22 protein-coding genes are annotated in these 22,380 nt (G+C 74.5%); 15 read left to right on the forward strand and 7 right to left on the reverse strand.

The window, feature by feature from the left end; genetic code table 11:
• The first annotated feature begins 118 nt into the window (after positions 1–118).
• The 5 genes from ACI783_RS13780 (at position 119) to ACI783_RS13800 (ending at position 6,001) form a co-directional block, all read left to right on the forward strand.
• Entirely contained in the window at positions 119–1,147 is a 1,029-nt protein-coding gene (locus ACI783_RS13780) for a DnaJ C-terminal domain-containing protein (protein ID WP_457140962.1), read from the forward strand.
• A 77-nt stretch (positions 1,148–1,224) separates the two neighbouring features.
• Positions 1,225–3,708: an ATP-dependent Clp protease ATP-binding subunit gene (locus ACI783_RS13785; protein ID WP_457140963.1), complete on the forward strand. Its 2,484-nt coding sequence runs from the start codon at positions 1,225–1,227 to the stop codon at positions 3,706–3,708.
• A 71-nt stretch (positions 3,709–3,779) separates the two neighbouring features.
• Complete coding sequence (locus tag ACI783_RS13790) at positions 3,780–4,130, forward strand: hypothetical protein (RefSeq protein ID WP_457140964.1); 351 nt, start codon at positions 3,780–3,782, stop codon at positions 4,128–4,130.
• A gap of 187 nt (positions 4,131–4,317) precedes the next feature.
• Positions 4,318–5,424 (forward strand): NAD(P)-dependent alcohol dehydrogenase, encoded by a 1,107-nt coding sequence (locus ACI783_RS13795; RefSeq protein WP_457140965.1) that lies wholly within the window; start codon positions 4,318–4,320, stop codon positions 5,422–5,424.
• A 139-nt stretch (positions 5,425–5,563) separates the two neighbouring features.
• Positions 5,564–6,001, forward strand: coding sequence for a hypothetical protein (locus tag ACI783_RS13800; protein WP_457140966.1), 438 nt, complete (start codon positions 5,564–5,566; stop codon positions 5,999–6,001).
• A 38-nt stretch (positions 6,002–6,039) separates the two neighbouring features.
• On the opposite strand, the gene ACI783_RS13805 is transcribed toward ACI783_RS13800, so the two are convergent.
• Together ACI783_RS13805 and ACI783_RS13810 are read right to left on the reverse strand one after the other, a co-directional pair.
• On the reverse strand, positions 6,040–7,854 hold the full coding sequence (locus tag ACI783_RS13805; RefSeq protein WP_457140967.1) for an alkaline phosphatase D family protein: 1,815 nt from the start codon (positions 7,852–7,854) through the stop codon (positions 6,040–6,042).
• A gap of 103 nt (positions 7,855–7,957) precedes the next feature.
• The gene (locus ACI783_RS13810; RefSeq protein WP_457140968.1) at positions 7,958–9,478 is read right to left on the reverse strand and encodes an acetyl-CoA hydrolase/transferase family protein; all 1,521 of its coding nucleotides are present in this window, start codon (positions 9,476–9,478) and stop codon (positions 7,958–7,960) included.
• A 218-nt stretch (positions 9,479–9,696) separates the two neighbouring features.
• Between ACI783_RS13810 and ACI783_RS13815 the strand changes: the two genes are divergently transcribed.
• The 3 genes from ACI783_RS13815 to ACI783_RS13825 all read left to right on the forward strand — a co-directional run bounded on the left by ACI783_RS13815 (position 9,697) and on the right by ACI783_RS13825 (position 14,378).
• Positions 9,697–11,310, forward strand: coding sequence for a BCCT family transporter (locus tag ACI783_RS13815; RefSeq protein WP_457140969.1), 1,614 nt, complete (start codon positions 9,697–9,699; stop codon positions 11,308–11,310).
• Between the two features lie 104 nt (positions 11,311–11,414).
• Entirely contained in the window at positions 11,415–12,821 is a 1,407-nt protein-coding gene (locus ACI783_RS13820) for a threonine/serine ThrE exporter family protein (protein ID WP_457140970.1), read from the forward strand.
• Between the two features lie 132 nt (positions 12,822–12,953).
• Positions 12,954–14,378: an NADP-dependent succinic semialdehyde dehydrogenase gene (locus ACI783_RS13825; RefSeq protein ID WP_457140971.1), complete on the forward strand. Its 1,425-nt coding sequence runs from the start codon at positions 12,954–12,956 to the stop codon at positions 14,376–14,378.
• A 69-nt stretch (positions 14,379–14,447) separates the two neighbouring features.
• On the opposite strand, the gene ACI783_RS13830 is transcribed toward ACI783_RS13825, so the two are convergent.
• Genes ACI783_RS13830 through mrf form a run of 3 tightly spaced genes read right to left on the reverse strand, consistent with a single transcriptional unit; the run spans position 14,448 to position 16,410 of the window.
• Positions 14,448–14,822 (reverse strand): hypothetical protein, encoded by a 375-nt coding sequence (locus tag ACI783_RS13830; RefSeq protein WP_457140972.1) that lies wholly within the window; start codon positions 14,820–14,822, stop codon positions 14,448–14,450.
• A gap of 32 nt (positions 14,823–14,854) precedes the next feature.
• The gene (locus tag ACI783_RS13835; protein ID WP_457140973.1) at positions 14,855–15,121 is read right to left on the reverse strand and encodes a type B 50S ribosomal protein L31; all 267 of its coding nucleotides are present in this window, start codon (positions 15,119–15,121) and stop codon (positions 14,855–14,857) included.
• Positions 15,121–16,410: a ribosome hibernation factor-recruiting GTPase MRF gene (gene mrf / locus ACI783_RS13840; RefSeq protein WP_457140974.1), complete on the reverse strand. Its 1,290-nt coding sequence runs from the start codon at positions 16,408–16,410 to the stop codon at positions 15,121–15,123. Before mrf ends, ACI783_RS13835 begins: the two co-directional genes overlap by 1 nt.
• Positions 16,411–16,498: 88 nt before the next feature.
• On the opposite strand from mrf, the gene rpmB reads away from it, so the two are divergent.
• From rpmB to rpsN, 3 genes are read left to right on the forward strand one after another with little or no spacing between them, the layout of a single operon-like run.
• Positions 16,499–16,768: a 50S ribosomal protein L28 gene (gene rpmB / locus ACI783_RS13845; RefSeq protein ID WP_457140975.1), complete on the forward strand. Its 270-nt coding sequence runs from the start codon at positions 16,499–16,501 to the stop codon at positions 16,766–16,768.
• Positions 16,768–16,935, forward strand: a complete 168-nt coding sequence (gene rpmG / locus ACI783_RS13850; RefSeq protein ID WP_457140976.1) for a 50S ribosomal protein L33 — start codon at positions 16,768–16,770, stop codon at positions 16,933–16,935. Before rpmB ends, rpmG begins: the two co-directional genes overlap by 1 nt.
• A 1-nt stretch (position 16,936) precedes the next feature.
• Positions 16,937–17,239 carry a 30S ribosomal protein S14 gene (rpsN, locus tag ACI783_RS13855; protein WP_457140977.1) on the forward strand — a complete coding sequence of 101 codons (303 nt, stop codon included), beginning with the start codon at positions 16,937–16,939 and terminating at the stop codon, positions 17,237–17,239.
• Positions 17,240–17,944: 705 nt separating this feature from the next.
• Here the strand turns inward: rpsN and ACI783_RS13860 are convergent.
• Entirely contained in the window at positions 17,945–18,256 is a 312-nt protein-coding gene (locus ACI783_RS13860; RefSeq protein ID WP_457140978.1) for a DUF1490 family protein, read from the reverse strand.
• Between the two features lie 393 nt (positions 18,257–18,649).
• Here ACI783_RS13860 and ACI783_RS13865 point away from each other — a divergent pair, with 393 nt between their 5' ends.
• From ACI783_RS13865 to ACI783_RS13875, 3 genes are read left to right on the forward strand one after another with little or no spacing between them, the layout of a single operon-like run.
• A complete protein-coding gene (locus tag ACI783_RS13865; RefSeq protein ID WP_457140979.1) occupies positions 18,650–19,336 on the forward strand; it encodes a permease in 687 nt (228 codons plus the stop codon).
• Positions 19,333–19,710, forward strand: a complete 378-nt coding sequence (locus ACI783_RS13870) for a hypothetical protein (protein WP_457140980.1) — start codon at positions 19,333–19,335, stop codon at positions 19,708–19,710. The genes ACI783_RS13865 and ACI783_RS13870 overlap by 4 nt, the downstream gene beginning before the upstream one ends.
• Positions 19,707–20,033 carry a TIGR03943 family putative permease subunit gene (locus ACI783_RS13875; RefSeq protein WP_457140981.1) on the forward strand — a complete coding sequence of 109 codons (327 nt, stop codon included), beginning with the start codon at positions 19,707–19,709 and terminating at the stop codon, positions 20,031–20,033. Before ACI783_RS13870 ends, ACI783_RS13875 begins: the two co-directional genes overlap by 4 nt.
• A gap of 57 nt (positions 20,034–20,090) precedes the next feature.
• Here ACI783_RS13875 and ACI783_RS13880 read toward each other — a convergent pair whose 3' ends face one another.
• Positions 20,091–20,636: a hypothetical protein gene (locus ACI783_RS13880; RefSeq protein WP_457140982.1), complete on the reverse strand. Its 546-nt coding sequence runs from the start codon at positions 20,634–20,636 to the stop codon at positions 20,091–20,093.
• 213 nt (positions 20,637–20,849) lie between these two features.
• On the opposite strand from ACI783_RS13880, the gene ACI783_RS13885 reads away from it, so the two are divergent.
• Positions 20,850–22,025: a ScyD/ScyE family protein gene (locus ACI783_RS13885; RefSeq protein ID WP_457140983.1), complete on the forward strand. Its 1,176-nt coding sequence runs from the start codon at positions 20,850–20,852 to the stop codon at positions 22,023–22,025.
• Positions 22,026–22,380 lie beyond the last annotated feature (355 nt).

The following is a 22,380-nucleotide window of genomic DNA, read 5'->3' on the forward strand; positions in this document are numbered from 1 at the left end:
CCGGAGAACTTGCAGTCGTCACTGGAAATTCCCGGCGTCGCCGGTTCGTTGAGCAGGGCGACGCACGGAGGTCCGCGACCGGTCCCGAGGAGGGGGGCGTACGCACGTGGTGGCGAGCGTGGAGTGGCTGGAGACCGACCACTACCGGGTGCTGGGTGTCCCGGAGACCGCCACCGACCAGGAGATCACTGCTGCCTACCGGCGGCTGGCCCGGCGGTTGCACCCGGACACCAACCCCGACAGCGGGGACGGCGCGGCGTTCCGGGAGGTGGCGACCGCCTACGAGGTGCTCCACGACCCGACCAGGCGCCGTGAGTACGACGAGCTGCGCCGGCCGCCCCGCCGCACCGGCCCCGGGACCCGCCCGGGTGGTGTCCGCGGCCAGGGACAGCGGATCCGGGTGCACCGGACCGGCGACGGCGCCGGTCGTCGCGGCGCCCGGGCCGGAGACGGGGCGTACTCCGGTGACCTCCGCGGTGACGTGTTCGGCCGGCGGCCGGGCGCGGGGCCGGGCCGCCCCCGCCGGGGCCGCGACTTGCGGGCCGAGGTGACGCTCGGCTTCGAGGAGGCCGTCCGCGGCGCCACCCGCCGGCTCGAGGTGGCCGAGGAGGTCCCGTGCGCCGTCTGCGCAGGGACCGGGAGCGGCCCGGCCGCCGGCCGGGCGTGCCCCGCGTGCCTCGGCTCCGGTGCGCAGCGCCGCACCCGCACCGTGGTGGTCCGCCTCCCGGCCGGGGTCGCCGACGGCCAGTCGGTCTCCCTGCCCGGCCGTGGAGGTCCGGGGGCGGACGGCGGTCCACCGGGGGACCTGCGGGTCCGGGTGCGGGTCGAGCCGCACCCGGTGCTCGGCCGGCAGGGCGACGACCTGACCGTCACGGTGCCGGTCACGTTCCCCGAGGCGGCGCTGGGCGCCGACGTGCCGGTGCCGACCCTGGGCCGGCCGGTGACCGTGCGGGTGCCGCCCGGCACCCAGCCCGGCGCCACCCTGCGGGTCCGCGGACGAGGCGTCCCGACCGCCACCGGGGCCGGTGACCTGCTGGTCACCGTCCGGGTCGAGGTGCCCCGCCGGTTGGACGAGGACCGGCGCGCGGCGATCGAGGCGCTCGCGCGCCTCACGCCGCCGGCGGCGCGTGACCGGATCGCGGGCTGACCCGAGACCCGGGACAGCCGACCACCAGCTCCAGCTCACCCACCAGATCAGCTCATCCACCAGGAGGTGTCCCACCGATGTCCCACGCGTTCGAACCCCAGCGGTGGACGCGACGCAGCCAGGAAGCGGTCCAGGCAGCGGTCGAGCGAGCCCGGGCGGACTCACACCCGGAGGTGACCCCCGACCACCTGGTCGCGGCGCTGCTGGCCCAGGAGGACGGGGTCGTGCTGCCCCTGCTGCAGCGGGCCGGCGTGCCGCTGCCCGCGGTCCGCGACCGCGTGCAGGAGCAGCTGGACCGCCTGCCGCACGCCTACGGTTCCGAGGCCCAGCCGGGCCGCGAGCTGCGCGAGGTGCTGCAGCGCGCCGACGGCGAGCGCGAGCAGCTGGGCGACGAGTACCTGTCCTCCGAGCACCTGCTGCTGGCCACCGCCGACCGACTCGGGGTGCCGCGCGAGCAGCTGCTCGGCGCCCTGCAGCAGGTCCGGGGCAGCCACCGGGTGACGTCGCCGGAGGCCGAGGACCAGTACCAGGCGCTGGAGAAGTACGGCCGCGACCTCACCGAGGAGGCCCGCGCGGGCACGCTCGACCCGGTCGTCGGCCGGGACGAGGAGATCCGCCGCGTGGTCCAGGTGCTGTCCCGGCGCACCAAGAACAACCCGGTCCTCATCGGTGAGCCCGGGGTCGGCAAGACCGCGATCGCCGAGGGGCTGGCCCGGCGGATCGTCGAGGGCGACGTGCCGGAGAGCCTGCGCGGCAAGCGGCTGATCGCCCTGGACCTGGCGTCCATGGTGGCCGGCGCGAAGTACCGCGGTGAGTTCGAGGAGCGGCTCAAGGCGGTGCTGCAGGAGATCGCAGACGCCCAGGGCCAGGTGATCACCTTCCTCGACGAGATGCACACCGTGATCGGCGCCGGCTCGGCCGAGGGGTCGATGGACGCGGGCAACATGCTCAAGCCGATGCTGGCCCGCGGGCAGCTGCGGATGATCGGCGCGACGACGCTCGACGAGTACCGCAAGCACATCGAGAAGGACCCGGCCCTGGAGCGGCGGTTCCAGCAGGTGCTGGTCGGTGAGCCGGGCGTCCAGGACGCCGTCGCGATCCTGCGGGGGCTCAAGGAGCGCTACGAGGTGCACCACGGCGTGCGCATCCAGGACGCCGCGCTGGTCGCCGCCGCGGTCCTCTCCGACCGGTACGTCACCGGGCGGTTCCTGCCGGACAAGGCGATCGACCTCGTCGACGAGGCCGCCAGCCGGCTGCGCATCGAGATCGACTCCCTGCCCACCGAGATCGACGTGGTCGAACGGCGGATCCGGCAGCTGGAGATCGAGCGCGTCGCCCTCGCCAAGGAGACCGACGACGCCAGCCGCGAGCGCCTCGCCGCACTGGACCGCGAGCTGTCCGAGCTCCGGGAGCAGTCCTCGTCGATGAAGGCCCACTGGCAGGCCGAGAAGGACGCCATCACCACCATCCGCGGGCTCAAGGAGGAGCTCGAGGCGCTGCGTGGTCAGGTCGAGCGGGAGACCGACCTCACCCGGGCGGCGGAGATCCGCTACGGCCGCATCCCGGCGCTGGAGAAGCAGGTCGAGGAGGCGACCGCCCGGCTGGCCGAGCTGCAGTCGACGCAGCGGATGCTGAAGGAGGAGGTGGACGAGGAGGACGTCGCCGAGGTCGTCAGCCGCTGGACCGGCATCCCCGTCGCCCGGCTGGTGGAGGGCGAGGTCGCCAAGCTGGTCCGGATGGAGGAGGTGCTGCACGCCCGGGTCGTCGGTCAGGACGAGGCGGTGCGGGCCGTGGCCAACGCCATCCGGCGCAGCCGCTCCGGCCTGGCCGACCGCAACCGGCCGATCGGCAGCTTCCTCTTCCTCGGCCCGACCGGCGTCGGCAAGACCGAGCTCGCCCGCAGCCTGGCGGACTTCCTCTTCGACGACGAACGGGCCATGGTCCGCATCGACATGAGCGAGTACATGGAGAAGCACGCCGTCTCCCGGCTGGTGGGCGCGCCCCCGGGCTACGTCGGGTACGACGAGGGCGGTCAGCTGACCGAGGTGGTCCGGCGGCGTCCGTACGCGGTGGTGCTGCTCGACGAGATCGAGAAGGCGCACCCGGACGTGTTCAACGTGCTGCTGCAGGTCCTCGACGACGGGCGGCTGACCGACGGGCAGGGGCGCACGGTCGACTTCACCAACACCGTGCTGATCATGACCTCGAACCTGCCCGGTGACCCGGCGGACTTCTTCAAGCCGGAGTTCGTCAACCGGATCGACGAGATCGTCCGGTTCCGCCCGCTCACCGAGGCCGACATCGAGCAGGTGCTCGACATCCAGGTGCGCGGGCTGGAGGCGCGGCTGGCCGAGCGGAAGCTGGCGCTGCACCTCAGCGAGGAGGCGCGGCACTGGCTGGCCCGGCGCGGCTACGACCCCGACTACGGCGCGCGGCCGCTCAAGCGGCTCCTCCAGCACGCGATCGTCGACCCGCTCGCGCTGGAGCTGCTCTCCGGCGTCTACCGGGAGGGTGACACCGTGCAGGTGGAGGTCGCCGGTGACGGCATCGTGCTGAAGTGAGCACGGACGCCACCCCCGCCGGCCCCGGCCGGCGGGGGTGGCGGACGGCCCCGGGCGGGTAGTGCCGCGGCATGCCCAGCTACCGAGTGAACGAGACCGGCGTCCGGCACGCCCAGCAGCTCATCGACGCCGGGGAGTACGACGACACCACCGAGTGGTCCGACGCCGCGCCGTCGACCCAGGAGCGGAACTCCGAGATCGAGGACGAGGGCCGCGAGGAGTGGAGCCGCTGGTACCTCGCCGAGGACACCGACGCGGGCGAGGGGACCAAGGCCCGGTTCCGCTTCCCCTACGGGGACTTCTCGAAGGTGAACCGGGCGGCGCTGATCCACGCCGAGCAGCGGGCCTCGCAGAACGACCACGAGGAGATCCGCCGCGCGGCGAAGGACCTCCTCGACCGGCTCGACGCGCGGCGCTCCTGAGACCCGGCCCGGTCCGCCGGCGCCCGGGACGGATGTCCTGGGCGCACCTGCCGGTCCGATCCGCTCGCCCGGACCCCGAGACTCACGGGCAGACTGCGGGCACGCCGGGGCACGGACGTCCGCGGCGCGACGGTCCGCGGGCGCACCGGCGCGGCCGCCGATGACGGGCCCGGTGCGGGGAGCGCAGATGAGAGCAACCGCCGCCGTCGTCGAGCAGCCGGACGCGCCGTTCGCCATCCGGGACGTCGAGCTGGACGAGCCCGGCCCGGGTGAGGTGCTGGTGCAGGTGACCGCGACCGGCTTCTGCCACACCGACGGGCTGGCCCGGGAGGGCAACATGCCGTTCCCGCTGCCCGGCGTGCTCGGCCACGAGGGTGCCGGGACGGTCGTCGCCGTCGGTGACGGGGTCACCAACGTCCGCGAGGGCCAGGCCGTGGTCATGGGCTGGCCGTGGTGCGGTCACTGCCGCAACTGCCTGGACGGCGAGCCCCGGTACTGCCTGAACCTGGGCGAGCTCGCCTTCAGCGGCCACCGGCCGGTCGGCACCTCCGGCCTGCGCATCGCCGGCGGCGACCCGCTGGCCGGGGCGTTCTTCGGCCAGTCCTCGTTCGCCACCCACTCGCTGGCCACGGCCACCTCGCTGGTGCCGATCCCCGACGGTCTCCCGGTCGACCTCATGGGGCCGCTGGCCTGCGGGCTGGCGACCGGCGCCGGCGCGGTCTTCCACACCGCCCGCCCGCTGCCCGGGGCCTCGCTCGTCGTCTACGGCGCGGGCACGGTGGGGCTGGCGGCGATCATGGCCGCACGCAACTCCGCGGCCAGCACCATCATCGCCGTCGACCGGCACGAGTCCCGGCTGCAGCTGGCCCGCGAGCTCGGCGCCACCGAGGTGGTCAACGCCGGGGACACCGACCCGGTCCAGGCGATCACCGACATCTGCGGCGGCCCCGCCGACTTCGCCCTCGAGTGCACCGGCATCCTGCCGGTCGTCCGGCAGGCCATCGACTCCGTCGGCATGCGCGGGAAGGCCATCCTGATCGGCGGGGCGCCGGCCGGGGCGGAGTTCACCGCCGACCACATGAGCACGCTGTGGGGCAAGTCGATCGTCGGCACGCTGGGCGGCAGCGGCCGCAGCGGGCCGCTGATCGGCGCGCTGATGGACCTCTACGCCGCCGGCCGCTTCCCGATGGACCGGCTGGTGGAGCGGTTCCCGCTGGAGCGGATCGGCGAGGCGATGGAGGCCTCGTACAGCGGCGCGGTGGTCAAGCCGGTCATCACCATGCCCGAGGCCTGAGCCGCAGCCCGACCCGGGAGTTCCGCGGACCGTCACACGGTGGTCGACCGTGCGACGTCCGCCGGCCTATCGCGGACCGGCCGGTCGGGCCTACCGTCGCCCTCGACGGAACCCGCCAGCGCCGGAAGGGGAACGCACCATGCCGAAGACCCTGGTCCTCGCCAACCAGACCCTGGGCGGCGAGCAACTCCTCGCCGCGGTGCAGGAGCGGGTCGCCGCCGGCCCGCACCAGTTCCACGTCGTCGTCCCGGCGACCCCGGTGCAGGACCAGGCCGGCCCGCTCGGGGCCGGCCCGCCGTCGGACGAGCGCGCCTATGCGCTGGCCGCCCAGCGGCTGGACCGCGCGCTCACCGAGATCCGGGAGCTCGGTGGCGAGGTCGACGGCGAGGTCGGCGACCCCGACGCGATGGAGGCGCTGCGCCTGGCGCTGGGGCGGTTCCCCGCCGACGAGGTGATCGTCTCCACCCTGCCGCTGGGCATCTCCCGCTGGCTGCGCGGCAACCTCCCCGCCAAGATCGAGAAGGCCTGCGGCCTGCCGGTCGTCCACCTCGTCGACGACCGGGCGCACGCGGGCTGACCGCCCCGGCTCCCGAGCCGGGGCGGTCAGCCGGCGGGTCAGCGGGGAACGGCCACCCGCGCGTCGCGCGGGGAGTCGCTGCGGGCACCCAGCTGGGCGACCGGCCCGCTGACCTTCCGCGAGCCCTTGACCGTGGCGAAGGACGTCTCGTAGCCGACCGTCGCCTGCGGGTCCAGCCGCGGGTCGACGGCCAGCCCCTTGTCCCCGTTGCTGCGGATGAACCAGTAGTCGGCCTGCACCCGCTCCGGCGTCACGTCCAGGACGACGAAGCCGTGCCCGATGCCCTCCAGGTACCGCACCCAGGGGTTGGCGGCCTGGAACGCGGCGGTGGTGGCGGACGCGGCGGCGGCCGACCCGACGGCCTCCTTGAACCCGTTGCTGGTCACCGACGGGCAGACGAACTCCACGCCCACCGAGTTGCCGTCGGTCTGGTAGGCGGCGACGTCGACGGGGAGGTCGTTGGCCCACGAGGAGTGGATGTCGCCGGTGAGCACCACCGGGTCGATCCGCTGGGCCGCCGCCATCGCCTCCAGCACCGTGCGCTGGTCGGCCTGGTAGCCGTCCCACTGGTCGGTGTTGAACACCGAGCCGGGCACGGTGCCCGGCCGGGGGACGGCGAACACCCGGGCGAACACCGTCTGGTTGCCGACCAGGTGCCAGTCGGTCCGCCCGGTGCGGATGCCCGTCGTCAGCCAGTCCAGCTGCGGCGGCTCGGGCAGGTGGCGGCGCGAGTCGGTCAGCGCCGGGTTGACCGCGCCGTCGACCGTGGCCGGAACCTGCTCGCTGCGGTTCTGCCGGGTGTCGATCACCGACAGCTCGGCCAGGTCGCCGAACCGGAAGCGGCGGAAGAACTGCCGGCCCTTGCTCGGGTGCGGCTGCCACATGGCGGGCTCGCGGATCGGCATCCACTCCAGGTAGGCCTGGAACGCCTTGGCCCGGCGGAACAGGAAGTCGCCCTCGGGTCGGACGCCGTCCGGCTTGCCCGGCTCGGTGTACGGGGTGTCGGGGTCGTCGTCCCGCTCGTGGTTCTCCGCGCCGAAGTCGTACGCGTCGTTGGTGATCTCGTGGTCGTCGAAGATGACGATCCACGGGTGCTGCTGGTGCGCCCGCTGCAGGTCCGGGTCGGTCTTGTAGAGCGCGTGCCGGATCCGGTAGTCCTCCAGCGACACGATCTCGCCCGCCGGCTCGTGGTCCCGGATGCCGATCAGCGCGTTCGGCCCGTACCGGTCACCGGAGCCGGCGACGCCGGCCACCCGCGGGGAGTTGCCGTACTCGTACAGGTAGTCACCCAGGTGCAGCACGACGTCCAGGTCGTCGCGGGCGGCGATGCCCCGGTAGGCGGTGAAGTACCCGCCGGTCCAGTTGCTGCAGGACACGAACGCCATGCGCAGCGCGTGGAGCTGGCCCGGCTCGTCGGGCGCGGTCTGGGTCCGGCCCACCGGGGAGGTCTGCCCGGCGCAGGTGAACCGGTAGAAGTAGCGGGTGTAGGGCGTCAGCCGGTTCACCACGACCTTGACCGTGTGGTCACGGCTGACGTCGGCGACGACGTTGCCGCTGCGCACGATCTCGGTGAACGCCTCGTCGGCGGCCACCTCCCAGCGGACCGGGACGGCCGGCCCGCGCCGGCTGCCGGGCAGCGACTCGGGGGTGGGCGTCACCCGGGTCCAGAGCAGCAGCTCGGTGGCCGTGGGGTCGCCACTGGCGACGCCGAAGCCGAAGACGCCGGAGCGGGCGGTCTCGGCCACGGCGGCGCGGGCGGCCGCGGGGGTGAGGCCGGCGAGGGCGACGGCGGCCGCCGTGGCGGCGCCGCCCTTGAAGACGGTGCGACGGGACAGGGGTGCATCGAGGGGCATGCGGGCACTCTCGGTGACCGCAGCAACCAGTCGAGGGGCGCCGGGTGAACACCGGACGTCGCGCCGCTGGCCGCCGGGCCGGGCCCCGGCGTGTCGCGCCGGCTCAGCGCGGCGGCAGCATCGACCCCGTCTCGACGTAGCGGGTGTGCCAGCTCAGCGCCTCGGCCGTCAGGTGCGGGGTGTGCATCCCGAAGGCGCCGCGCTCGGCCCGCTCGAGGTAGTCGGCCAGCATCGGCCGGTAGTCCGGGTGCGCGCACTTCTCGATCACCAGCTGGGCGCGCCGCCGGGGGGAGAGCCCCCGCAGGTCGGCCAGGCCCTGCTCGGTGACGACCACCGCGACGTCGTGCTCGGTGTGGTCGACGTGGGAGACCATCGGCACGATCGAGGAGATCGCCCCGCCCTTGGCCGTCGACGGGCTGACGAAGAAGGAGACGTAGGAGTTGCGGGCGAAGTCGCCCGACCCGCCGATCCCGTTCTGGATGCGGCTGCCCATCAGGTGGGTGGAGTTCACGTTGCCGTACAGGTCGGCCTCGATCATCCCGTTCATCGCCAGCACGCCCAGCCGCCGGATGATCTCCGGGTGGTTGCTGATCTCCTGCGGCCGCAGCAGGATCCGGTCGCGGAACTCGTCGACGTGCGCGGTGAAGTCGGCGATCGCGGTGGGGCTCAGCGAGAACGCGGTCGCGGAGGCGAACGACAGCGTGCCCGACCGGAGCAGGTCCAGCATGCCGTCCTGGATCACCTCGGTGTAGGCGGTCAGCTGCTCGAACCGGGACTCCTGCAGCCCGGCCAGCACCGCGTTGGCGACGTTCCCGACCCCGGACTGCAACGGCAGCAGGTCCGCCGGCAACCGGCCCCGGGACACCTCGTGCTCGAGGTACTCGATCAGGTGGCCGGCGATCGCCCGCGCCGTCCCGTCCGGTTGGGCGAAGGGGGTGTTGCGGTCGGGGGCGTCGGTCTCCACCACCGCGACCACCTTGTCCGGGTCCACCCGCAGGTGCGGGACCCCGATCCGGTCACCGGGCCGGACGAGCTGCACCGGGCTGCGGTTGGGGGGCAGCGCGGTGCCGTAGTAGACGTCGTGCATCCCGGCGAGCCCGGCCGGCTGCCAGCTGTTGACCTCCAGCACCACCCGGTCGGCCAGGTCCAGCCAGGTCTTGTTGTTGCCCACCGACGACGACGGGACGAGCAGGCCGTCCTCGGTGATCGCGCTGACCTCGACGACGGCGACGTCCAGTGGGCCGAGGAACCCCTCCCAGGCCAGCTGCGCCACGTGCGAGAGGTGCACGTCGACGTACTCGGTCTCCCCGCGGTTGATCTTCTCCCGCAGCACCGGGTCGGATTGGTAGGGCAGCCGCAGCCCGATCCCGTCGGCGGTCGCCAGCGCGCCGTCGACGTCCGGGGCGGTCGAGGCGCCGGTCCACAGGTCGATCCGGAACGGGTCGCCCGCGGCGTGCGCCTCGGTGATCCGCCGGGCCAGCACCCCGGGCACCGCCTTCGGGTGCCCGGCCCCGGTGAAGCCGCTCATCCCGACGGTGTCGCCGGGCCGGATGACGGCGGCGGCCTCCTCGGCCGGCACGACCTTCCGGGCCAGAGCAGTGTTCCGGATCCGTCCGGCGTCCATCCGACCTCCGCGCTCCCATGGCCGCACGGTCGCGGCCGTCCTGCTCCGACGCTACGGGCGGGACGTTGGTCCCGCCCGCCGCGGGCCGGGGCTCCGCCACGGGCGCTCCGGGGGACCGGTGGCGACATCGGCCGTTTCCGCGGCGCAGTGACCGGGCAGATGAGCCAACCGTTGCCATCCATCACGGGAGGACGGACCCCCAGCTCATGCAGACAGCCGTGAAGCGTTCCCTCGAGGCACTCGGCGTGCGCACCGGATCGGTCATCTTCTCGGCGTCCGCGCTGGTCGCGCTGGTCTTCGTGGTGGCGACCCTGCTGTTCACCGAGCAGGTGGACCGGATCTTCGCGGCGGTGACCGGCTGGATCCTGACGAACCTCGGCTGGTTCTACGTCCTGGGCGTGACGGTGTTCCTGGTGTTCCTGCTCTACATGGCCGCCAGCCGGTTCGGCCGCATCCGGCTCGGCGCCGAGGGCGAGGAGCCCGAGCACTCGGGCGCTGCCTGGTTCGGCATGCTGTTCGCGGCCGGCATCGGCACGATCCTGCTGTTCTGGGGGGTCGCGGAGCCGGTCAACCACTTGGCCAACCCCCCGATGCAGGACGTGGAGCCGGGATCGCCGGCCGCCTTCCGCGAGGCGATGGCGTTCACGCTGTACCACTTCGGCCTGCACACCTGGACGATCTTCACGCTGCCGGGGCTGGCCTTCGCCTACTTCATGTACAAGCGGAACCTGCCGCCCCGGGTGAGCTCGATCTTCCAGCCGCTGCTGGGCGACCGGATCCACGGGCCGGTCGGCGCGGCCATCGACGTGACGGCGATCGTCGGCACGATGTTCGGCATCGCGGTCTCGGTGGGGCTGGGCACCCTGCAGATCAACGGCGGGCTGGCCGCGCTGTTCGGGGTGCCGCAGAACCGCCTGGTCGAGGTGCTGATCATCGCCGCGGTGTCGGTGGTCGCGATCGTCTCGGTGGCCCTGGGGCTGACCCGGGGGATCAAGCGGCTGTCCAACCTCAACATCGTCGTGGCCGTCGCGCTGCTGTGCTTCGTCGTCGTCACCGGCCCGACGCTGCTCCTGCTGCGCGGCACCATCCAGACGGCCGGCACCTACCTGTCCTGGCTGCCGGAGCTGGCCTTCTGGACCGACGCGGTCAACCAGAGCGGCTGGCAGGACAACTGGACCGTCTTCTACTGGGCCTGGACCATCACCTGGTCGCCGTTCGTCGGCATCTTCATCGCGCGCATCTCCCGGGGGCGGTCGATCCGCCAGTTCGTGATCGGTGTGCTGGCCGTACCGGTGGGCTTCAGCGTCATCTGGTTCGGTGTCTTCGGGTGGGCCTCCTTCGACATCGAGCGGACCGACCCCGGCACGCTGACCGGGCCCGTGGTCGAGCAGGGGGACATCCCCGGCGCGCTGTTCGTCTTCCTCGAGCAGTTCCCGCTCAGCACGGTCGTCTCGGTCGTCGCCATCCTGCTGGTGGTCGTCTTCTTCGTCACCTCGGTGGACTCCGCCGCCCTGGTGATGGACACCATCGCCAACGGGCACGAGGACCCAGCGCCCACCCGGCAGCGGGTGTTCTGGGCGTTGAGCGTCGCCGTCGTCGCCAGCACCCTGCTGGGCGGTACCGGCGCCGGCGGGCTGGAGGCGCTGCAGCAGGTGATCATCGTGGTCGGCCTGCCGTTCTTCGTCCTCGGCTACGTGATGATCTACAGCCTGCTGCGGGCTCTGCGCGAGGACGCCGGGGAGGTGCCGCCGCTGCGGACCAAGCGGTGGCGCAAGGTGCTCCCTCCCGAGGAGGCCGAGCGGCGCGCCGGTCAGGACGCCGCCCAGGCCTGACCGACCGCCACCGCAGGCCGGGGGTGGCCGGGGGCACACCCCCGGCTGCTGCCCGGCAGGCTCCTCGCCTGGGAGGGTGGTCGGGGCGGAGAGGTGACCGCGGCGTGGGCCGGGGGATGGAGCAGGAGGTCGCGGTGGTCGCTGGACGCCGGCGCGCGGAACGGCGTTCGGAACAGGTGCTCACGCGTGAGCCGGTGCACCTGGCGGAGCCGGACGAGCGCGAGGCCTACCGGATCCTGGACTTCGCGCTCCACGCCGGGGAGATCCTGCTGTCCGGCGGTGCCGGGGCCGCGGACGTGATGGCCACGATCACGGCGCTCGCCCGCGCCTGCGGGCTGGAGCGGGTGGTCTGCGAGGTCACCTTCACCTCGATCACGCTCTCCTACGTCCGGGCGCCGGATGTCGCACCGGTCACCAGCGTGCGGCTGGTCCAGGTCCGCACGCCCGACTACACCCGGGTGACCGAGATCGACAACCTCGTCACCGACGTGGTGCAGCGGCGCATCACGCCGGACGAGGCGATGGCCCGGCTGGAGCGGATCCGCCGGGCCGCGCACCCGTACCCCTGGTGGGCGGTGACCGCCTTCCGGGCGACGTTGGCCACGGCCATCGCGGTGCTCATGGGCGGCGGCGCGCTCGTCGCCGCGGTGGCCTTCGCCGCCACCGTGGTCATCGACCGGATGGCCGGCGCGCTCTCGCGGCGGGGTGTGCCCGACTTCTACGCCAACGCGATGGGCGCGGCGTTCGCGACGGCGGTCGCCATGGGGCTCATGATCGCCGACCTGGACGTGCGGCCCTCCCTGGTGGTGGCCAGTGGGATCGTGCTGCTGCTGCCCGGGGTCACCCTGGTCGGGTGCGTGCAGGACGCGATCTCCGGGTTCCTGCTCACCGCCAGCGCCCGGGCCTTCGAGGTGTTCGTCCTCACCGCCGGGATCGTCGCCGGGGTCGCCGGGGTGCTCTCCGTCGCCGATCGGCTCGGGGTGAGCCTCGCGGTGAGCCAGCCGCCCGCGAGCGGCCTGGGGGACCTGCCCGCCCAGTTCGTCGCCGCGGTCGTCTCCGCGTCCGCGGCCGCCGCGGCGAACTTCTCACCCCGGCGGACCCTCCCCGCTGCCGGGGCGGCCGGAGCCCTGGGCTGGGGTGCCTTCCGGGCTCTGGACCACTTCGACTTCCACGCCGCACTCTCGACCGCGGTGGCCGCCGTGGTGGTCGGGCTGGGGGCCTACGCCTTCGCGCACCGGCAGCGAGTCCCACCCCTCATCCTGGTCGCCGCGGGGATCATCCCGCTGCTGCCCGGGCTGACCATCTACCGCGGCATGCTGTTCCTGGCCTCCGGCGACACCGGGACCGGCTTCCTGTTGCTGAGCCAGGCCACCTCGATCGGGCTGGCGCTGGCCGCGGGCGTGATCCTGGGCAGCTTCCTGGCTCAGCCGGCGCGCCGGGACGTCCCGCGCTCCGAGCGGCGGGTCGCCGGCCCCCGGATGGTCGGCGGGCTGCAGCGGCCGAAGGCCTGACCGGGGCGGTTTCACCGCTCTCCCGTCGGGCAGGTGCACAGCGCACCGGTGCCCGTCCGGGCCGCCCGAGCGCCCTGTGCCGAGCGCCGCCGTCCGGACCCGCGCCCCCAGCAGACGACGGGAGACCCCCCCATGGCCATCGCCACCACCAACCCCGCCACCGGCGAGACGCTGAAGACCTACGAGCCGCTCTCCGACGAGGCGCTCGAGGAGAGGGTCGCCCGCGCGGCCGCTGCCTTCCGCAGCTACCGGCTGACCTCGGTCGAGGACCGCGCCGGCTGGCTGCGCGCCGCCGCCGACGCGCTCGAGGCCGACCTCGACGACGTCGCCGCGCTGATGACCACCGAGATGGGCAAGACGCTGGCCGCGGCCGAGGCGGAGGCGACCAAGTGCGTGGCAGCGCTGCGGTACTACGCCGAGCACGGACCGGGCTTCCTGGAGCCGGAGCAGAAGGACGCCGCCGCGGTGAAGGCGACGCAGGCCTACGTCACCTACCAGCCGCTGGGCGTCGTGCTGGCGATCATGCCGTGGAACTTCCCCCTCTGGCAGGCGATGCGCTTCGCCGCCCCGGCGCTGATGGCCGGCAACGTCGGGCTGCTCAAGCACGCCAGCAACGTGCCGCAGACCGCGCTGTACCTGGAGGAGCTGTTCCGCAAGGCGGGGTTCCCCGCTGACGTCTTCCAGACCCTGCTCATCGGCTCGAGCACGATCGAGCGGGTGCTCCGCGACGACCGGGTGGCCGCCGCGACGCTCACCGGCAGCGCGCCGGCCGGGCAGTCGGTCGCCTCGATCGCCGGGGACGCGCTCAAGCCCACGGTGCTGGAGCTGGGCGGCTCCGACCCGTTCATCGTGATGCCCTCCGCGCACCTGGAGACCGCCGCCGACGTCGCGGTGACCGCGCGCAACCAGAACAACGGGCAGAGCTGCATCGCGGCCAAGCGGTTCTTCGTGCACCGCGACGTCGCCGAGGAGTTCACCCGGCTGTTCGCCGAGAAGATCGGGGCGCTGACCGTCGGAGACCCGATGGACGCCGACACCCAGGTCGGCCCGCTGGCCACCGAGTCCGGCCTGCAGGACGTCGCGGACTACGTCGACGACGCCGTCGGCAAGGGTGCCACCGTCGTGGTCGGTGGCGAGCGGGTCGACCGGCCGGGCTGGTTCTACGAGCCGACCCTGCTGACCGGGATCACCCCCGAGATGAAGCTGTACTCCGAGGAGGTCTTCGGGCCGGTCGCCGCGCTGTGGACCGTGGACAGCCTGGACGAGGCGATCGAGATCGCCAACAGCCACCCCTACGGCCTGGGCTCGAACCTGTGGAGCGAGGACGAGGCCGAGCGGGCGCAGTTCGTCCGCGACATCGAGTCCGGCATGGCGTTCATCAACGGGATGACCACCAGCTGGCCGGAGCTGCCCTTCGGCGGGGTGAAGCAGAGCGGCTACGGCCGGGAGCTGACCGAGCTGGGCATGCGGGAGTTCATGAACACCAAGACCGTCTGGGTCGGGGCGCCCAGCAGCGAGCAGGAGAAGGGCAGCACCGCCGGCGCCGCCTCCGAGTGACCCCTTCCCGCCGAAATGGCCATTCTGGCGGGCGCCTGAGCCGCCGAAATGGCCATTTTGGCGGGCCGGTCAGGCGGGGCGGGGTGGGGCGCCGACGCCGGCGACGGCGCCGCGCAGGCACTCGGGCAGCACCCCCGACCCGTCGTCGCGCACCCAGTTGACCAGCGCCGCGGTGCGCTCGGGGGTCTGCGTCTCCGCCAGCCAGATCGCCGGCCCGGCCGCCCGGGCGTCCGGTGGCCGTCGCGCGACGCCGACCACCGACGCCCGGTCGCAGGCACCGACGCACTCGGCGGTGACCAGCACTGCGCCGGACGTCGCCCGGACGGCGGCGGCCAGCTGCGGCACCCCGTCGTCGGTGCCGGCCAGCCGGCGCAGCGCGGCGCACCGGTGGCCGGTGCAGACGGCGACCACCGGACCGCCGCGGTCCGGCCGGCCGGTGGTCACCGCAGCAGCCCCCGGTTCGCGGCCGCCACAGGTCAGCCCTGCTTCCGGGCGCCGCGCGCCATCGAGCCGTAGCGCTGGTTGAACCGCTCGACCCGACCTGCGGTGTCCAGCACTCGCTGGTTGCCGGTCCAGAACGGGTGCGACGCCGCGCTGTTGTCCACGGTGACCAGCGGCAGGGTCTCGCCGTCCAGGTCGATGGTCTGGTCGCTGCCGATGGTGGACCGGGTGCGGTAGGTCGCCCCGCTGGCGGTGTCCCGGAAGACGACCGTGCGGTACTCGGGGTGGACGCCGTCCTTCATCAGGGGTGTTCCTCTCGGTTGCCGATGTGCAGGTCGCTGGGGTCGGCCGGGGTGGAGGCCTCGCAGGGGTCCTCGTGCCAGGTGCCGAAGGGGTCGGGCCAGGTGGCCCACAGGTCGGGGCCGGCGGCCAGCTCGGCATCGGTGAGCAGCGCGGCGAACAGGGTGGTGGTGATCGCCATCGGTGACTGCCGGTGGGTGAGGACGACGAGCTGCACGTCGCGGTCGCCGAACACCGGGTCCCACCGCAGCGAGGCCGCGGCCGCCCGTTGCGGGTCGACCTGTGCCCACAGCTCGGCGTCCTCGCCGAGCCTGTCCAGCCACGGCCCGGCGTCGCCCACCCGGAGCCCACCGCCGGCGGACTCCAGCCACACCGCCCGGTCGTGCTGGGTGGCCAGCCAGAGCCGGCCGCGGGTGCAGACGACCCCGTCGAGCAGCACGTCGAGCGCGTCGTGCAGTCGCTCGGGGTGGAACGGCCGGTCGGCGGCGAAGCGCACCAGGCCCACCCCGGCGTCGTCGTCCAGCGGTGGCTGACCGGCCAGCAGTGGGTCGTGCGGGGAGGAGACCCGGCCGCGGCGGGCGTCGCGGGGGAGCGCGGTGAGCAGCTCGTCGGGGTGGGCGGTGCCCAGCGCGGCGCGCGGTGCGCCGGGCAGCAGCCGGTCCAGGACGGCGGTCAGCCGGGCGCCGGACCAGGCGTCGGCCGGCTCCCCGGCCAGGAGCACCGCGTCGGCGAACCGCACCTGCGCGATGGCGACCTGGGCGAGGGTGCGCTCGTCGTCGGCGGTGGCGGCGAGCCCGGCGTCGGCCATGTCCTCCTCGCCGGTGGCGGCGTCGAACCAGGTCGCGGCGTCGAGCACCGCGAGCACACCGGTCACCTGCACGTGGTCGCCGGCGGTCTCCGGCGCACCGGCCGGTTCCTCGCCCGGCTGGTGGTCCAGCACCACGTCGGCGATGGACCAGCACAGGCGCTCAGGTTCCAGGGCCGGGTCCAGCTGGAGCACCACCCGGCTGACGTCGGCGCGGCGGCCCAGGGTGCGCAGCAGCGGCAGCAGGTCCAGGCGCAGCGTGCAGGACAGGCACCCGTGCGCCAGCCTGATCGCCGCCGTCTCCTGGGTGATCCCCCCGGGCCCGGACTCGCGCACCGTGCGGACGACGACGCCGCCGTCCAGGCCGGAGACGTCGTGGTGGACGACCACGGTGCCGGGGCGGTCCAGCAACGGGACGGCGGCGCGGGCGGTGAGATCCGGGAGCAGCCCGGTGACGAGCACCAGGGGAGTGCGGGGCGCGGTCATGTCGACCACCCTAGATGCAAACGAGAATCATTCCCAGCTGGGGTGGTCGACGAATCGCCGTCCCCGACCCCTCGGAGGTGCACGACCCGTGGCCACCTACTGCGAGGTGACCGGCCGCCGTCCTGCCTTCGGCAAGACCGTGAGCCACTCGCACCGGCGCACCAGCCGCCGTTTCGACCCGAACCTGCAGTCCAAGCGCTTCTTCCTGCCCGGTGAGAACCGGTGGATCCGGCTGACCGTCTCCACCAAGGGCATCAAGACCGTCGACGTGCAGGGCATCGAGGCGGTGGTGGCGCGGATCCGGGCCACCGACCCCGACGCCCGCCGCCGCCTGGGCGCTGGGCGGGGGAACGGCTGATGGCCCGCGGCAACGACGTCCGCCCGATCGTCAAGCTCAGGTCGACCGCCGGCACCGGCTACACGTACGTGACCCGGAAGAACCGGCGCAACGACCCCGATCGGCTGGTGCTGCGCAAGTACGACCCGAAGGTCCGCCGGCACGTCGACTTCCGCGAGGAGCGCTGAGATGGCCGAGAAGTCCATGATCGCCGAGGACCTGCAGCGGCGGGAGGTCGTCGCGCGGTACGCCGAGCGGCGCGCGCAGCTGAAGGAGGCTGCCCGCACGGCGGCAACCCCGGAGGAGCGCGCCGCCGCCCAGGCCGCGCTGCAGCGACTGCCCCGGGACGCCAGCCCCACCCGGCTGCGCAACCGCGACGTCGCCGACGGCCGCCCCTGCGGTCACCTGCGGAGGTTCGGGCTCTCCCGGGTCCGGTTCCGGGACATGGCCCACGCCGGCGAGCTCCCCGGCATCCGGAAGAGCTCCTGGTGAGCCCGGCCACCCGCCCGGCGCGGCCGCGGAAGAAGCGCCGACTGGACTGGCGCTGCTGCCGTATCCGACCAGGGTCGCTGAGGGCTCGGCCCGCCCGCGCACCACTGCTGATCGAGGAGAACTGGTGTTCGACTGCTGTTCGCCGCGGGGTTGCAGCGACCCCGCCCGCTCCCACCCCTGGCCAGGCTGTCGCGCGGCCCGGGAACCTGCCTGATCGTCGCAACCGCGCCGAGCGGCGCCGGGACGCCCGGCGGGCCAAGCGCTGACCATCCGCGCAGGACACCGGCGACCGGGCCTGCCGGGCTGATGCCGCCCGGCACCCGGTCGCCGCAGCCCGTAGCGGCGGATGCCGAGCAGCGCCAGGGCGGCCGCCGCCGACGGCGATCCGCACCAGCTCACCGTTGGCGACGTCGGCCGAGCGCGGTGCGCGGGCGACCTCGGCGCGCTCGGGCAGCGCAACCGCCGAGGCGGCGACGCGGAGCACCTCCGCGCGGGCACCGGCGTCGGCGTCGGCGTCCAGCCAGACGAGCACGTGCCCGGTGACCGGGTAGGCGTGCGCGGTGCGGACACCGTCGACCGCGTCCAGCAGGTCCTCCAGCGCCACCGCGCGGGCGGGCGCGCCGGTCAGCGCGGGGACGGCGAGCCGCAGCCGGCCGCCGGCGTCACTGACCAGCCGGGCGGTGCCGGTCGCCGTCTCCACGGGGCTCAGTGCTGGTGGTCGTGGCCGCCGGAGCGGTCGGCCGGCGGGGGCACCTGCTCGCCGAGGTCGGCGTAGGCCTGGGCGCGCACGTCGCCGGCGGCGAGGCGGGCCTTCTCCACGCCCACCTCGGCCCGGCGGGCGCCGCGGATGCCCAGCTTCGTGGCCCCGACCGCCAGCCGGCGGGGCAGGCTGCCGGCCTCACCACGCTCGGCGGCGCGGACGACCACCACGCCGACGACCCCGGTGAGCACCGTGCCCCCGGCCTTGCGGAGCAGGCGGGCGGCGCCCGCGGTGCGGTTCGTCGACGACTCGGCCACGGGTGGGCTCCTCGGGTCGGTGGGGCGTGAGACGCTGACCGGCACACGCTAATGGGAACCGTTCCCGAACGCGCGAGGTGCACGGGAGGCGGAGATCAGTGAGCTGGTGGCCGCCGGGCCGACCCGGCGGCGGGGACCGCGCAGCGGCGACCTGCTCGGGGCGGTCGTCGTGCTGCTCATCGTGGCGCACTTCGCCGCCCCCGGCGTGCTGAGCTCCCCGGCGCTGCTCGCGTGGAGCACCGTCTTCGTCGCGGTCTGCCTGCAGGCGCTGCCGTTCCTCGCACTGGGCGTGCTCCTCTCGGCGGCGATCAGCACCCTGGTGCCGGCCTCGTTCTTCACCCGGGTGCTGCCGCGGCGCCCGGCGCTGGCGGTGCCGGTGGCCGGTGCGCGGGCGTGGTGCTGCCCGGCTGCGAGTGCGCGTCGGTGCCGGTCGCCGGCAGCCTGGTCGGCCGTGGCGTCCCGCAGGCGGCGGCGCTGGCGTTCCTGCTGGCCGCGCCGGCGATCAACCCCGTGGTGCTGGTGGCCACCGCGGTGGCCTTCCCGGGGCAACCGGAGATGGTCGCCGCGCGCTTCGCCGTCTCGCTGCTGGTCGCGGTGCTGATGGGCTGGCTGTGGACGGCGTTCGCCCGCCCCGGCTGGCTGCGGCTGCCGCGTCCCGCGGCGACCGAGCCGGGCGCCGGCCGCGGCGACGCGTTCCGCAGTGCGGTGCAGCACGACCTGGTGCACGCCGGTGGCTTCCTGGTCGTCGGCGGGCTGACCGCGGCCACGCTGAACACCCTGGTGCCCCGGGCCTGGCTGGACACCGTGGCCGGGTCCGCCGTCCTCTCGGTGCTGGTGCTCGCGGCGCTGGCCGTGGTGCTGGCGATCTGCTCGGAGGCCGATGCCTTCGTCGCCGCCAGCCTCACCTCGTTCTCGCTGACCTCGCGGCTGGTGTTCCTGGTGGTCGGCCCCGCCGTCGACGTGAAGCTCGTGGCGTTGCAGGCGGGCACCTTCGGGCGCGGGTTCGCGCTGCGGTTCGCGCCGGCCACCCTGCTGGTCGCCGTCGCCGTGGCCCTGGGGGTGGGGGAGGTGCTGCTGTGACCGCGCGCCCGGACCGGCCCACCCAGCAGGTGCTCCTGCTGCTGCTCGGCCTGGTCGTGCTCGTCGTCGCCCTCACCGACCAGCACCTGGCCTACGTGCGCGGCGCCTTCCAGCCCTTCCTCGTCATGGCCAGGGTGCTGCTCGTCGTCGTCGGCGGGCTGGGCCTGCTGCGCGACCGGGGGCGCCGGTCCGACCACCTCGGCCCCGGGGTCGGCTGGCTGCTGGCCGCGCCGGTCGCCGTCCTGGTGGTCGTCGCGCCCCGGCCCTGGGGGCCTTCTCCGTCGACCAGCTCGAGGCGCAGCCGGTGGTGGCCGCGGAGGCCCCGGGAGAGGGGATCGGCCCGGACGACCCCGGCGCCGACCACCGGACCATGACGCTGCTGCAGTACACGATCTGGTCGCAGGCTGACCCGGCGGCGCTGGCCGAACGGCGGGTGCGCCTGGTCGGCTTCGTCGTCCCCCGCGACGACGGCGGACCGGGCGACGGCACGTGGGACATCGCCCGGTTCTCCATCGCCTGCTGCGCCGCCGACGCAGCGGCGCTGCGGGTGCAGGTGCTGGACGCGTCGTCCGGGCTGTCCGCCGACCAGTGGGTCGAGGTCGTCGGCACCGCGGTCCCCCGGGAGCCCGGCGGCCCACCGGTGCTGCGCGCTGCCTCCGTCGAGCCGATCGCGGCACCGGCCGAGCCCTACGAGTGACCCGCCGTTCCGCCAAAATGGCCATTCTGGCGACCGGAGGGTGCGCCGTGGCGGGCGTCAGCCGGCCCAGTGCTCCGGCCGGGGCAGGTCCACGGGGACGAGGGTGGTGGCGTCGCCACGCGCGGCGGTCAACTGCGGCACGGTGAGGAAGAGCGCGCCGGTCAGGTCCGCGCCGCGCAGTGGCCCGGCCGGTACCAGCACCGCGTTCAGCAGCAGCTCGGCCTCCGCCAGGTGCCAGAGCGCCTCGGTGAGCTGCCGCATCACCGGGAGGACGGCGAACACCTCGGCCGCCGTCGCCGGGTCGGCCCGCCAGTCCCGGCCGGCGCCGGTCAGCGCGGTCACCCGCTGGCCGGCGCCGAAGCAGTCGAAGACGACGCAGCCGGGCATGCCCCGCTCGCGCAGGTCGGTGTGGATGCCGCAGCGGGTGTCGGGGCGCAGGTGCCGGCAGGGGGTGCCGGCCGGCTTGTCGAAGGCGAAGTCGGCCGACGCGCTGAACGCCGGCGCGACGCAGCACAGCGCGACGCACCGGTCGCAGTCGGCGCGGAGGCCGGCGCGGAGGTCGGCGCGCAGCCCGGCCGGCTCGGGCACGGGGGGCGGGGACACCGGTGACGCCCTCCAGGGATCGGGAACGGCCGGGCTGGACGCCCGGATCGGCGTAGGTGGCCCGGGCGGCCACCCCGACGAGTGACGGCGGTCACTACTGGCGACGGCGCGCGCCCGGACCTCAGATCACCGTTGATCGCCTCCGTGTCCGAGCGGGAGCCTCGCCGCGCCACAGGAGTTGCACAGCAGCTCCACACAGATCCGGAGGACGCGATGAGGCGTTACAGCAGGACCGCGGCGGCGCTGGCCGGGGCGGCACTCATGGTGGTGGTGCCGGTGACGGCGGCCAAGGCCGGCGGGGGTCACGGCGGGGGTCACGGCGGGGGTCACGGCGGGGGTCACCCGCCGGACGACCAGGTCACCACCGTCGCCACCGGCCTGGACGGTCCCCGGCAGGTCAGCGCGGCCCGAGGGCACCGGGTCGTGGTCGCGGAGTCCGACAGCGGGGAGGTGTCCTCGGTCGACCTGCACAGCGGTGAGGTGCGCACGCTGCTGTCGGGGCTGGCCAACCCGCAGGGCGTCGACACCGACCGGGGGCTGCTGTTCGTCGCCGTCGGGGAGGCCCCGCCGCCACCCGAGGAGGGGGAAACGGCGCCGCCGCCCTCGCCGTTCCCGCCCCCGCCCGCCGACGCCGCCAGCACCTCGCTGCTGGTCGCGAAGCCCGGTGGTCCGGTGCTGCACACCGTCGACCTGCTGGCCCACGAGCTGGCCGAGAACCCCGATGGTCAGGAGCAGTACGTCGACGGGGAGCCGGTGGAGACGCTGTCCAACCCCTACGCGGTGTTGGCCCAGAAGAAGCGGGTGCTGGTCGCCGACGCCGGCGCGAACGCCGTCCTGTCGGTCGACCGGCGCTCGGGTGCGGTCAGCACGTTCTTCGTGCCGCCGGTGGTGACGCCCGAGGAGGTGCCCGGCTGCGCCGAGGCGCCCAACAACCCGGGCACGGCGGGCTGCGACCCGGTGCCGACCGGGATCGCCCAGGGCCCGAAGGGGCTGGTCTTCGTCAGCACTCTGGGTGCCGAGGTGCCCGGTGCAGGGCGGGTGTACGTGCTCAGCCCGCGAGGCGAGGTCGTGCACGTCATCGAGGACCTCACCTCGCCCACCGGGGTGACCGTCGACCACCGCGGCACGGTCTACGTCTCGAACGTCCTCGCCGGGATGCCGATGGGTGAGCCGGGGCCGGAGTTCGACCCGGCGGCGGTCGGTGAGGTCACCCGGGTGGCGCGCGACGGCAGCCGTGCAACGGTGTCGGTGACGATGCCGACCGGGCTGCTCGTCGAGGACGGGCGGCTCTACGCGGCGGCGTGGGGCATCGCCGGCTTCCTCGGGTTCCCGCCCGGCTCCGGGCAGCTCGTCCGGGTGGGCGCCGGCGCGTTCACCCCGGCCGGCTGACCCGTGCGGGGTCGCCCGCGCCCGGCGGGCGGCCCCGCACTCCGGCCGCGCACTCCGGCCGGCGTGCTGTCCAGGTAGCCGGACCGGGCGTGGCGTCGCCGTCCTGGAGCCGACCGGTTCCCGATGAGGGAGTGGTCGTGGTCGACGAGACGCCTCGGATAAGTCCGGCAGCAGCATCGAGCAGAAGCGGGCCGCCAAGAAGGCGGCGGCGGACTCCACCTCGGGCATGGAGAAGCACACCCACGGCAAGCACTGATCGCCGGGGGGGGGGGGGGGGGGGGGGGGGGGGGGGGGGGGGGGGGGGGGGGGGGGGGGGGGGGGGGGGGGGGGGGGGGGGGGGGGGGGGGGGGGGGGG

It is taken from the genome of Modestobacter sp. SYSU DS0511 (genome assembly GCF_054050755.1).